This window comes from Staphylococcus sp. HMSC077D08, from assembly GCF_001837945.1.
Taxonomy (GTDB): domain Bacteria; phylum Bacillota; class Bacilli; order Staphylococcales; family Staphylococcaceae; genus Staphylococcus; species Staphylococcus epidermidis.
This window is the reverse complement of the sequence record NZ_KV834758.1, coordinates 72,438-86,324: the sequence shown is the minus strand read 5'-3', so window position 1 is coordinate 86,324 and position 13,887 is coordinate 72,438. Positions and strand designations below refer to the sequence as shown.

Annotated in this window: 8 protein-coding genes and 1 pseudogene; 6 read left to right on the top strand and 3 right to left on the bottom strand. The window is 32.6% G+C overall.

From position 1 onward, the window contains the following. Positions 1 to 396: 396 nt before the first annotated feature. Positions 397 to 1,212, bottom strand: a complete 816-nt coding sequence (locus HMPREF2663_RS04075; protein WP_001829605.1) for a ZIP family metal transporter — start codon at positions 1,210 to 1,212, stop codon at positions 397 to 399. Positions 1,213 to 1,333: 121 nt separating this feature from the next. Here HMPREF2663_RS04075 and HMPREF2663_RS04070 point away from each other — a divergent pair, with 121 nt between their 5' ends. From HMPREF2663_RS04070 to HMPREF2663_RS04045, 6 genes are all read left to right on the top strand, one after another. After that, complete coding sequence (locus tag HMPREF2663_RS04070; protein WP_176746329.1) at positions 1,334 to 3,223, top strand: ABC-F family ATP-binding cassette domain-containing protein; 1,890 nt, start codon at positions 1,334 to 1,336, stop codon at positions 3,221 to 3,223. A 10-nt stretch (positions 3,224 to 3,233) separates the two neighbouring features. Further along, on the top strand, positions 3,234 to 5,015 hold the full coding sequence (gene recQ / locus HMPREF2663_RS04065; RefSeq protein WP_141762229.1) for a DNA helicase RecQ: 1,782 nt from the start codon (positions 3,234 to 3,236) through the stop codon (positions 5,013 to 5,015). Between the two features lie 198 nt (positions 5,016 to 5,213). Then, complete coding sequence (locus HMPREF2663_RS04060) at positions 5,214 to 6,188, top strand: ABC transporter ATP-binding protein (RefSeq protein ID WP_070845841.1); 975 nt, start codon at positions 5,214 to 5,216, stop codon at positions 6,186 to 6,188. Continuing rightward, entirely contained in the window at positions 6,181 to 7,695 is a 1,515-nt protein-coding gene (locus tag HMPREF2663_RS04055; protein ID WP_002490763.1) for an ABC transporter permease/substrate-binding protein, read from the top strand. Before HMPREF2663_RS04060 ends, HMPREF2663_RS04055 begins: the two co-directional genes overlap by 8 nt. Positions 7,696 to 7,897: 202 nt before the next feature. Next, on the top strand, positions 7,898 to 8,953 hold the full coding sequence (hisC, locus tag HMPREF2663_RS04050) for a histidinol-phosphate transaminase (protein ID WP_070845839.1): 1,056 nt from the start codon (positions 7,898 to 7,900) through the stop codon (positions 8,951 to 8,953). Positions 8,954 to 9,074: 121 nt separating this feature from the next. Then, on the top strand, positions 9,075 to 9,614 hold the full coding sequence (locus tag HMPREF2663_RS04045; RefSeq protein WP_002445915.1) for a 5' nucleotidase, NT5C type: 540 nt from the start codon (positions 9,075 to 9,077) through the stop codon (positions 9,612 to 9,614). Between the two features lie 66 nt (positions 9,615 to 9,680). Here HMPREF2663_RS04045 and adhE read toward each other — a convergent pair. Both adhE and HMPREF2663_RS04035 read right to left on the bottom strand, forming a co-directional pair. Further along, positions 9,681 to 12,232: pseudogene (adhE, locus tag HMPREF2663_RS04040) on the bottom strand (bifunctional acetaldehyde-CoA/alcohol dehydrogenase). 453 nt (positions 12,233 to 12,685) lie between these two features. Beyond that, positions 12,686 to 13,609: a diacylglycerol/lipid kinase family protein gene (locus HMPREF2663_RS04035; RefSeq protein WP_002476201.1), complete on the bottom strand. Its 924-nt coding sequence runs from the start codon at positions 13,607 to 13,609 to the stop codon at positions 12,686 to 12,688. Between the last annotated feature and the right edge of the window lie 278 nt (positions 13,610 to 13,887).

Sequence of the window (13,887 nt, the reverse complement as noted above, 5' to 3'; positions counted from 1 at the left end):
TCTTTATTTACTTATCCTGGAACTTTATGTCCTGGGCTCTTATTTTTATATTAATATCTTTACTAATCATTTTGAAATTAGAATATCTTTAAGAGTGACTTCTGTATTTAATATATTTTTGTATAAATAAAATAACTTTGAAACTTTCGATGACACACCTTTTTTAGAAAAAACATTAATATCAACATATAACTTTATAAGTATGTTTTATTTATATTGGAATTAATTGAAGTCATTTGTTTTATTAACTATAAAACAAAATCTCAAATTTTTATTATGATTAATGTTAAGGACAATGAAGTTCTCTGATTATAAATGATTGGGTTACAAGGCTAAATATAAAGTAAAACAATATAGTTGATTAATCTATTATGATTCTTTTTTTAATGATATGAATTATCCAAGTGCAACGTCTAGAATCATCATAATTGTAAAACCAATCATTAGACTTAAAGTTGCCAAATCAGTGTTGTTACTTGATTGAGAATCAGGTATCAGTTCTTCAACAACAACGAAAATCATTGCACCTGCAGCAAACGCCAGTGCATAAGGCAATATAGGATTTACCACTAAAATTGCTGCAGCACCGATAGTAGCGAAAATAGGCTCAACAATTGCTGAAGCTTGTCCATAATTAAATGCTTTCCAACGTGTTGCACCTGCGGCACGGATTGGCATCGATAGTGCTGCACCTTCAGGAATATTCTGTATGCCGATACCTATTGCTAGACCAATCGCACCTAAAAATGTAGCGTGACTGTTACCAGATACAACACCACCGAATGCAACTCCGATAGATAGTCCTTCAGGTATGTTGTGAAGTGTGATAGCTAACACAAGTAGTGCATTTTTTCCAAGAGAGGTAGGCACACCCTCTTGTTGTTGGTTTTTATCTTGGGCATTTTGGTGAATATGGGGAATAATATAATCTAGAACCCTGATAAAAACGCCACCGAGAATAAAACCTATTGCTGCAGGAAGCCATGGCATAGCGCTATTTTCACTTGATTCAATTGCGGGTTGTAATAATGACCAAAAACTTGCTGCTATCATGATTCCAGCTGCAAAACCTTGCATCGAATTTAAGACTTTATCATTCACTTTCTTAAATATAAAAACTGCTGCCGCACCCAAAGCAGTTAGTAACCACGTGATTATTCCGGCTATAAGCGCCTGAATGTAGGGTGGTGCGTTTTGGAATAAATCTGACATATCTAAGTCTCCTTATATCTTTTGAATCTAAAAAGGTGTATAATATATAGAACTGAATTTAGCTTAACAAAATTTTTTTGAAAATTCGATAGTTGACAATTTCTAGTATTTGAAAAGGAAGATAAGCATGGAAGCATACAAAATTGAACATTTAAATAAATCCTATGCAGATAAAAAAATTTTTAATGATCTTAACCTATCTATATCCGAGCATGAAAGAATTGGATTAGTAGGTATTAATGGAACAGGTAAAAGTACACTATTAAAAGTCATTGGTGGTCTAGACGAAGATTTTACTGCAGATATTACCCACCCTAATCAATATCGCATTCGTTATTCCTCTCAAAAACAAGACCTCAATGGTCATATGACTGTGTTCGAAGCTGTTTTAAGTTCGGATACCCCTACATTAAGAATTATAAAAAAATATGAAGAAGCGGTTAATCGCTATGCGTTAGATCAAAGTGACTCTAATTTTAATAAAATGATGGAAGCACAAGAAGAAATGGATCAAAAGGATGCATGGGATTATAATGCAGAAATTAAAACGATTTTATCTAAACTAGGAATTCACGATCCAACTAAGAAAATAGTTGAACTTTCGGGTGGTCAACAAAAAAGAGTTGTATTGGCTAAAACTCTAATAGAGCAACCGGATTTACTTTTGCTAGATGAACCGACGAACCATCTTGACTTTGAATCCATCCGTTGGCTTATTAATTATGTTAAGCAATATCCGCATACAGTTTTATTTGTAACACATGATCGCTACTTTTTAAATGAAGTATCGACGCGAATTATTGAACTGGATAGAGGGAAGTTAAAAACATATCCAGGTAATTATGAAGATTACATAGTAATGCGTGCAGAAAATGAATTAGTAGAACAAAAGCAACAAGAAAAACAAAAAGCATTGTATAAACAAGAGCTAGCATGGATGCGAGCAGGAGCAAAGGCAAGAACTACTAAACAACAGGCACGTATCAATAGATTTAATCAACTGGAATCAGAGGTTAAGACGCAACATACACAAGATAAGGGTGAACTTAATCTTGCATATTCAAGGTTAGGTAAACAAGTATATGAGTTAAAGAATTTATCAAAATCAATTAATAATAAAGTTTTATTTGAAGGTGTCACTGAAATTATTCAAAGTGGTAGACGTATAGGTATTGTAGGACCTAATGGAGCGGGGAAAACAACATTACTTAATATTTTAAGTAATGAAGATCAGGACTATGAGGGTGAGCTCAAAATCGGTCAGACTGTTAAGGTTGCTTATTTTAAGCAAACCGAAGAGACACTTGAACGTGATATTAGAGTGATTGACTATCTAAGAGAAGAAAGTGAAATGGCTAAAGAAAAAGATGGTACCTCAATTTCAGTTACACAATTGTTAGAAAGATTTTTATTTCCGAGCGCTACACACGGTAAAAAAGTTTATAAACTTTCAGGTGGAGAACAAAAGCGTCTGTATTTATTGCGTTTACTTGTTCATAAACCTAATGTACTCCTTTTAGATGAACCGACTAATGATTTAGATACTGAAACACTTACGATTTTAGAAGATTACATTGATGATTTTGGTGGTTCTGTCATTACTGTCAGTCATGATCGTTATTTCTTAAATAAAGTGGTACAAGAATATTGGTTTATTCATGATGGTAAAATCGAAAAAATTATTGGATCATTTGAAGATTATGAATCTTTTAAAAAGGAACATGAACGCCAAGCCATGTTATCTAAACAAACTGAACAACAAAATAAACATAAGCATCAACCAAAAAAGAAAACAGGACTTTCCTATAAAGAGAAGTTAGAATACGAAACAATTATGACGCGTATAGAAATGACTGAAATGCGTTTAGAAGAGCTTGAACAAGAAATGATTAATGCAAGTGATAATTATGCAAGAATCAAAGAACTTAATGAGGAAAAAGAGCAACTTGAAGCAACTTATGAAGCAGACATCACGAGATGGAGTGAGCTTGAAGAAATTAAAGAACAATAAGGGGAATGTAATCATGCAAGAGACTTTATCGCATTATTTTGGTTATAAGTCATTTCGACCAGGACAAGAAGAAATTATAACTAAAATATTAAATCATCAGCATACACTGGGTGTACTACCTACCGGTGGCGGTAAATCGATATGCTATCAAGTACCGGGTTTAATGCAGGGTGGCACAACTATTGTTATAAGTCCACTTATTTCTTTGATGAAAGACCAAGTTGATCAACTACAAGCAATGGGAATTCAAGCTGCATATTTGAATAGTAGTTTGACTCATAAACAACAAAAAGAGATTGAAGAGCGAATAAAGCGTGGCGCCATTCAGTTTTTATATGTAGCTCCAGAGCGATTTGAAAATACATTTTTTCTAAATTTATTACGTAAAATAAAAATACCCCTTATCGCTTTTGATGAAGCACACTGTATATCGAAGTGGGGACATGATTTTAGACCTAGTTACCAAAGTGTCATACAAAAAGTTTTTACATTACCTCAAAGCTTCACAATAGTTGCACTTACAGCTACGGCAACTGCTGAAGTTCAACAAGATATCATGTCTAAGTTATCAATTGGACAAAATGATGTTGTCAAAACAAGTATTAAAAGACGCAATTTAATCTTCAAAGTCAATCCGACTTATCAGCGCCAAAAATTTGTTGTGGATTATGTTGCAAATCATGAAGGACAGGCAGGAATCATTTATTGTTCCACTCGTAAGCAGGTTGAAGAATTACACGAAGCTCTAAATAGTGAAAAAATTAAGAGCACAATTTATCATGCTGGTTTAACGAATAAAGAGAGAATTGAGGCGCAAAATGATTTCTTGTATGATCGTGTAGAGGTTGTCATTGCGACAAATGCATTTGGTATGGGTATTGATAAATCGAATGTACGTTATGTCATTCACTATAACATGCCTGGAGATTTGGAATCTTACTATCAGGAAGCTGGACGTGCGGGACGTGATGGTTTAAAAAGTGAATGCATCCTTTTGTTTAGTGAACGAGATAAGGGATTACATGAGTATTTTATTACTGTATCCCAAGCTGATGATGACTATAAAGATAAAATGGGCGAAAAATTAACAAAAATGATTCAATATACCAAAACGAAAAAGTGTTTAGAAGCGACAATTGTTCATTATTTTGAACCCAATGAAAATCTAGAGGAATGCAATCAATGCAGTAATTGTATACAGGAAAATAAAACGTATGATATGACACGTGAAGCTAAAATGATTATTAGCTGTATTGCTCGAATGAAGCAACAGGAAAGTTATAGTGTTATTATACAAGTTTTACGTGGAGAAGTGACAGATTATATAAAACACCATCATTATAATGAATTAACGACACATGGATTGATGAAAAATTACACAACATCTGAGTTATCACACTTAATTGATGAGTTACGTTTCAAAGGATATTTAAATGAAAATGATGAAATTCTTATGTGTGATACATCCGTGAAGCAATTACTAAATAATCATACCAAGGTTTATACCACTCCGTTTAAACAAAAAACTAAAGAGAAGGTATTTATCAACACTGTTGAAGGTGTGGATAGAGCGTTATATCGTGAGCTTGTTGATGTACGTAAACAGCTAAGTGATACACTTGGAATAGCACCTGTAAGTATATTTTCTGATTACACACTCGAAGAATTTGCTAAGCGTAAACCTGAATCGAAACAAGAAATGATTGCTATTGATGGTGTAGGAAGTTATAAATTAAAGCATTATTGTCCTAAGTTTATCGAAACCATACAAAGCTATAAAACTAGTATATAAATGATTAAACGACGAAATCTCCTATCTTTTGATTTCGTCGTTTTTAATTATATGAAGTTAGATATTAAGTATTAAAAATACTTTTTGTTAATTTGGATTTTGAAATACAATAAATGTTAATTTTCAATTAAAAATGATTTAATAGGGAATATAGATTAAAATGGTCTACTATTTTGTAGAGGGAATGAAGGTGAAAAAGTGATTAAATTTAAAAATGTCACAAAGCGATATGGTAATAATATTGCTGTAGATAATGTAAGTTTTAATATTAAAGAAGGAGAATTTTTTGTGTTAATTGGTCCTTCAGGTTGTGGTAAGACAACAACACTTAAAATGATCAATCGTTTAATTCCTTTAAGCGAAGGTTACATATATTTTAAAGATAAACCAATTAGTGATTATCCAGTTTACGAAATGCGTTGGGATATTGGATATGTACTACAACAAATTGCATTATTTCCTCATATGACCATCAAAGAAAACATTGCACAAGTACCCCAAATGAAAAAGTGGAAAGATAACGATATTAATTTACGTGTGGATGAATTATTAACAATGGTAGGTTTAAACCCTGAGCAATTTAAAAATAGAAAACCTGATGAACTATCGGGTGGACAACGACAAAGGGTTGGTGTAGTGCGAGCATTAGCTGCAGATCCTCCCGTTATTATCATGGATGAGCCTTTTAGTGCGCTTGACCCAATTAGTAGAGAGAAGTTGCAGGACGATTTAATTGACTTACAAACGCAAATTAAGAAAACAATAGTTTTTGTAACGCATGATATCCAAGAAGCGATGAAACTAGGTGACAGAATTTGTTTACTTAATGAAGGCCGTGTTGAACAAATTGATACACCTGAAGGTTTTAGAACGCGACCTAAAAATGATTTTGTAAAGCAATTCATGGGTAGTCATTTGGATACAACGCATAATATTGTGAATCAAGTGAAGATTAAAGATTTAGGAATTAATCGACCTGTAGATGACAACACAAGCGTTATTCATTATCCTGAAGTAGATGCTGAGTTGTACTTAAATAATATTTATGAAGATTTGTCTCATTATGATGCAGTTGTGGTCAACGATAAAGAACAACATCGTCGATATTTGTTAAATAGAGAAGATGTGTTTACTTATTTATCTCTCAATAAGGAGGATGCAACACATGAATGAGTTCTTTGCGACATTAAGTGATAGAAAAGGACAGCTATTTTCTACTATAATTGAACACATTCAACTTTCTTTTATAGCCCTTTTCATTGCAACTCTTATAGCAGTACCACTTGCAATTTTGCTTACTAAAACAAAAAAACTTTCAGAAATCGTCATGAATATTGCAGCTGTTCTACAAACAATTCCATCACTGGCACTACTTGGTTTGATGATACCAATTTTCGGAATTGGGAGACTTCCGGCAATTATCGCCTTAGTTGTATATGCGTTACTTCCTATTCTACGTAATACATACACAGGTATTAAGGAGGTCGATCCCTCTCTTATTGAAGCGGCTAAAGGTATTGGGATGAAACCACTTAGAAGATTGACCAAAGTCGAACTCCCTATTGCAATGCCTGTCATCATGGCAGGAATACGCACAGCTATGGTATTAATCATTGGTACTGCTACACTCGCAGCTTTAATAGGCGCTGGTGGTCTAGGAGATTTAATATTATTAGGCATAGATCGTAACAATAGTTCACTCATTTTAATAGGTGCTATTCCAGCTGCACTTCTAGCTATTATTTTTGACTTTATTTTAAGATACATGGAACGTTTATCATATAAAAAATTGCTCATTTCTTTAGGGACAATTGTAATTGTGATTATCATAGCTATTGCTATACCTATGGCAGCTCAAAAAGGTGATAAAATCACATTAGCAGGTAAGCTGGGATCAGAACCGTCAATTATTACTAATATGTATAAAATACTTATCGAAGAAGACACAGATGATACTGTAGAAGTCAAAGATGGCATGGGTAAAACATCATTCTTATTTAATGCGCTTAAGTCAGATGAAATTGATGGTTATTTAGAATTTACAGGTACCGTATTAGGTGAATTAACGAAAGAAGATTTAAAGTCTAAAAAAGAGAAAGACGTATATCAACAAGCAAAGTCTAGTTTAGAAAAAAAATATCATATGACAATGCTTAAACCGATGAAATATAATAATACGTATGCATTAGCTGTAAAACGAGACTTTGCGGAAAAACATCAAATTAAAACAATAGGTGATTTACGCAAGGTGGAAGATAAACTTAAACCAGGTTTTACATTGGAATTTAATGATAGACCAGATGGATACAAAGCTGTTAAAAAAACGTACCATCTTAATCTTTCTAATGTTAAAACTATGGAACCTAAATTACGTTATACTGCAGTTAAAAAGGGAGATATTAATCTCATAGACGCATATTCTACTGATGCTGAATTAAAACAATATAACATGGTAGTATTAAAAGATGATCAACATGTATTTCCTCCATACCAAGGAGCACCGCTATTTAAAGAAAAATATTTAAATGACCATCCTGAAGTTAAAAAACCACTCAATAAATTGGAGAATAGAATCACAGATGAAGAAATGCAAGAAATGAACTATAAGGTAACTGTGAAGAAAGAGGACCCTTATAAAGTAGCAAGAGAATACTTAGAAAAAGAAAAATTAATAAAATAAAATTGTGCGTTTCTAGATTGATTTGATAGCTATTCGATGTACCATTTAAACATCGAATAGCTATTTATAATTTAACTATTTCAACCGATATAGCGAATTTAAAATGTAATCTTAGAAGTGTGATTGATTTTAAGGTATGAGTTTGTTTATAATAGGTACTAAGTTTTTTAAAATTTCAGTCAATTTAAGGTGTGATCTATGTATGAAGAAACAATTAGACCAATTAACAGCATATACGCCAGGGCTTTCTCCAGAATCTTTAAAAAAACAGTATGGTATTAAAGGTGAATTACATAAACTTGCTTCAAATGAAAATGTATATGGTCCAAGTCCAAAAGTTAAAACGGCTATTCAATCTCATTTAGATGAATTATATTATTATCCGGAATCTGGATCGCCAAAATTAAGGGAAGCAATAAGTCAACAACTTAATGTTGATGCATCTCGTATTTTATTTGGCGCGGGTTTAGATGAGGTCATTCTAATGATATCAAGAGCCGTATTATCACCAGGAGATAAGATTATCACTAGTGAATCTACTTTCGGACAATATTATCATAATGCAATTGTGGAATCTGCTGATGTTATCCAAGTGCCTCTCAAAGATGGTGGATTTGATTTAGATGGTATATTACAACAGATTGATAATAAAACGTCTTTAATTTGGTTATGCAATCCTAACAATCCAACTGGGACTTACTTTTCGCACGATGAATTATTTAACTTCTTAAAACGTGTCCCAAGTGATATTCCTGTATTAATTGACGAAGCATATGTAGAATTTGTTACTGCTGATGATTTTCCTGATACGCTAAAGTTACAGGAGGATTTTGACAATGCCTTTTTATTACGTACTTTTTCTAAGGCATATGGATTAGCTGGATTAAGAGTAGGATATGTTATAGCTTCTGAAGACGCCATTGAAAAGTGGAATATTATTCGTCCACCATTTAATGTTACTAGAATTTCAGAATATGCAGCAATCGCTGCCTTAGAAGATCAAGAGTATTTGAAAGAAGTGACAGAAAAAAATAGTTTTGAACGAGATAAATTTTATCAAATTCCTCAAAGTCAGTATTTTTTACCAAGTCAAGCTAATTTTGTCTTTGTTAAAACTTCTAGAAGTCAAGCACTTTATGATGCATTGTTAAACGTAGGATGTATTACACGTTTATTCCCTAACGGTGTTAGAATTACTATTGGTTTATCAGAACAAAATGATAAGATGATTGAAGTTTTAAAACATTTTGAGTATTAAACTAACACTCTTTGATAGCTTCTGATTTAAAAAGATGTGATATCGCACTTAAATAGATTAAACAGAAGGAAAAAATTTTGCTATACTAAACACGTATATCAAGAACAGGGAGTGTAAGCGCATGACGCGAGAGAGAATCGCCATTGATATGGATGAAGTGCTTGCTGATACATTGGGTGCTGTTGTTAAAGCGGTCAATGAACGAGCGGATTTAAATATCAAAATGGAATCATTAAACGGTAAAAAATTAAAACATATGATACCCGAACATGAGGGGTTAGTCATGGATATTTTAAAAGAACCTGGATTCTTTAGAAATTTAGATGTAATGCCGCATGCTCAAGAAGTTGTAAAACAACTCAATGAGCATTACGACATATACATAGCCACAGCAGCGATGGATGTACCAACCTCTTTTCATGACAAATATGAATGGTTATTAGAATTCTTTCCTTTTTTAGATCCACAACATTTTGTATTTTGTGGTAGAAAGAATATTATTCTTGCAGATTATCTTATTGATGATAATCCAAAGCAATTGGAAATTTTTGAAGGGAAATCAATTATGTTTACTGCTTCTCATAATGTTAATGAACATAGATTTGAACGCGTAAGTGGTTGGAGAGATGTAAAGAATTATTTTAATTCAATTGAAAAATAGAGAATATAAAAGTCATAGGTCACTTTATTTGATGGCCTATGACTTTTTTATTAAACATTTTTGAAGTTATCTTTCATAATCATATGCTCTTTCGATAATGCCTTTAAGCTCACTAATTAGCGATTCTTTTGGATTAGCAGTTGTACATGGATCTTCAAATGCTAATTCAGCCATTCTGTCTATAGTAGAATGAAGAAGCTCTTCAGTTACGCCTTGCGATTTTAAATTCATGTCAATACCAATTGAACATCCTAAATCATACACCGCATTAGCTAGAGCATCCACTAATTCTTCAGTTGTATTACCTTTGAGTCCTAAAAATTTTGCAATGTTAGCATAGTCAGTATCTGCTCTAAAGAAATCATATTTAGGAAACAGTGTATGTTTTTGTGGATCTTTGGCATTATAACGAATGACATGTGGTAATAAAATAGCATTTGTTCTACCGTGGGGAATACCGTATTCACCACCAATTTTATGTGCGATAGAATGAGAAATTCCTAAAAAGCATTTGCAAACGCCATACCGGCCATTGTTGAAGCATTATGCATTTTTTCTCGTGAGTGTTTGTCATTTTCTTGAACTGATGATTTGAGATAGTCAAAAGTTAACTTTATTGCTTGTAAGCTTAAGCCCCTTGTATAATCTGAAGCCATGACAGAGACGTAAGATTCAATGGCATGTGTCAAAACATCCATTCCTGTATCTGCGGCAACCTCTTTAGGTACACTTAATACGAATTGTGGATCGACGGTAGCAATATCGGGAGTTAACGCATAATCTGCTAGTGGATATTTAACGTGCGTCTCGCTATCAGTAATTACTGCAAAAGGTGTCACTTCAGAACCAGTTCCTGATGTCGTTGGTATACATATAAATTTTGCGTTTTTAGGTTTGCTAATTTTATAAGTACGTTTACGAATATCTAAGAACTTTTGTTTTGCCCCAAAAAATGAAGTTTCTGGATGCTCAAAGAACATCCATATTGCTTTGGCTGCATCCATTGCCGAACCACCACCGAGTGCAATAAAAGTATCAGGTTGGAAATTCATAAACATTTCTAATCCCTTATAGACTGTATGAGTTGATGGATTAGGTTCAACTTCGTTAAACACTTTAATTTGAGGTTGGTTTTCTCGGCGTCTCAACACTTGTTCAACTATATCAGTATAACCAATATTAACCATTCCTGGATCACAAACTATCATTGCACGTTCAACATTATCCATCTCTGTCAAATACATAACTGAATTTTCTTCAAAATAAACTTTAGGCGGGAGTTTAAACCATTGCATATTATTACGACGTTTTGCTATTGTTTTAATATTTAATAAGTCTACTGCGCTTACATTATGAGAAATAGAATTTCTACCATATGAACCACAACCTAACGTAAGAGAAGGAATGAGTTCATTATACATATTTCCAATTCCTCCAACAGCAGAAGGTGTATTTACCAATACACGGCAAGCTTTCATTTTTAGACCGAATTTTTGTTGTAATTGACTATCCTCGGTGTGAATTACAGCAGTGTGACCTAAACCACCAAATTTTAATGTGTCTTCACAAATTTGTAGTGCATGTCTTGTTGATGTTGCAGTTACCATTGCGAGTAAAGGTGATAATTTTTCACGTGATAAAGGATAATCTTTTCCAATTCCATCAATTTCTGCGACTAATAATTTTGTTTTTTCTGGAACACTAATTCCTGACAATTTCGCTATATTTACAGCAGATTTACCAACTATGTCAGGTTTGACTGCAGTTTTATCTTCATTCATGATGGCATCTTCTAATTGTTGTAGTTCATTTTTATTAACAAAATATGTGTGGTGTAATTTGAATTCTTTAACGACGTCAGAGTATACTTCTTTATCAACAACCATGACTTGTTCAGAAGCACAAATCATACCATTATCAAAAGTTTTAGAACCAATGATATCATTAACAGCACGTTTGATATGTGCAGTTTTTTCAATATAAGTAGGAACATTACCTGGACCGACTCCTAATGCAGGTTTACCTGTCGAATATGCGGACTTTACCATTCCAGAACCTCCAGTCGCTAGAACTAAAGCAATGTCTTTATGATTCATTAATTGTTTAGTTGCTTCAATTGATGGTATTTCTATCCATTGAATACAATCTTTAGGAGCACCTGCTTTTATTGCTGCTTCCAAAATGACTTTAGCAGCATGTTTTGATGATTGTTGTGCACTTGGATGAAATACGAAAATAATTGGATTACCTGTTTTAATAGCAATCATTGCTTTGAAAATAGTTGTAGATGTAGGGTTGGTCGTTGGTGTCACTCCACAAATAACGCCTATAGGTTCAGCTACATACGTTAATCCTTTTTGTTTATCTTCACCTATGATACCTACTGTTTTATTGTCTTTGATTGAATTCCATATGTACTCTGAGGCATATAAATTTTTGATAGCTTTGTCTTCATAAATACCTCTAGCTGTTTCGTCGTAAGCGAGTTTAGCTAAATGCATATGCTGATCAACAGCAGCCATGCTCATCTGATGTACAATGTCATTAATCTCTTGTTGAGATTTTTTAGATAATTCTTTTAGAGCTTCTTGTCCTTTTTCTGCTAATGAATCAATCATTTGTGTGACTTCATCTTTGTTTGATTCATATGTATTTTTTTTAGTTACAGATAACTTATACAACCACTCCTTAGATATTGTGAAATAATTCACAAACATTATAGTACACCTTTTTTCAAATTAAAAGAAAATACAGACTATTAAAGAGTCAATTGTGATGTTTATATGAACACGTTGTTAATCTGTATATTTAGTCGGGATTAATGTGTAAGACTTGATACAAAGGGAACAAAGCGTATTTGGTAATTAAAAAAATCTATTTTTAAAAGAAGTAAATTTTAAAAAAATTATTGTAAGTATTCATACTAAAAATTATGAGGATATTGTAATGAAATTATCGTCCCACACGACTAACGATGTTATCAATTTTTAAAATAAAAACTGAGACAATCATTAATGTCTCAGTCGCTCATGCTTTTAAAATAAATTGATAAAGAATAAGTAAAATTTATTTTAATTATTTTGTTCAGTTGCAGTAAGAAGTTGTATCGCTTTGGGTAATACTTCAATCTCAATTGGTGTTTCTAAGTTAATTTCGCCATCAATATCCACTTTCATACTAGGGTTTGTTGAGAGTGTGATGTGCTTTCCTGATATGTGGTCAATACCTTGCGTGATTTCGTTCCAATTCATACTATCACGTTTTTTTAATATATCATTCAATATATTTAGTGTTTGATCATTAAATACAAATGTGTTTGCTCTTCCATCTTGTGGTGATAAATCGGTTAGCGGAATTTGTCCACCACCTATATTGGCACCATTTGCTACTAACATCATCGAAGTATTTCCTTCTTTTGTTTCACCATCAACAGTCAATGAGAAATCAAATTTAACAGGATTTAATAACGTTTTAACAGTTGATCCAATATAGCTGAATTTACCGAATATATCTTTAGAACCATCTTGAACATTCTCTGCATTTTGTACTATTAAGCCTAGTCCAACGAAATTAAGTACATATAAATCGTTCACTTTTAACACATCATATGATTCAACGTGCGATGTTAATAATTGCTCACTAGCTATTTTAAAATTAGGGTGCAGTTGAAGTGTTTTTGTAAAATCGTTAAAGGTACCACCTGGTATTACACCGATTGGTAAATCTAATTGATATTGCATAACGCCATTTACTAGTTCATTAAGTGTACCATCTCCACCTAAAATAAATAAAATGTCTACATCAGAACTGTAATTTTCATTTTTAATAGCTTTACAATATTTAATAATATCGCCTTTATTTTCACTGAGTTGAAGAGAGAGGTGTTTACACATTGAACTAAGAGATTTTGCAACTTCTCCTATGCCATTATGTATATCTTTCAAACCGCTATGTTCATGATAGAAAAGAACACCATGGTTATACGGTTGTTTCATAAATATATACCTACTTTCGATAAATAGTCTATGTAATTAGATTGTTTGAATATCCGCTTATGTTTGATTTACATTATAAATTAAAATTTATGTTATTGAAACTTAAGTGTTCTATAGAGATAGATGTTCAAAATAAAATAGCATAAAATTAAGAATAAGAATATAAGGTTGGCAAAAAATTTGTGTAGGCATATTACACTATTTTTAATTTCATTTTGGGATGATATAATGTTGCGCCACGATGATGTCTGAATTCAGTATCGGGAATTGTTTCAACA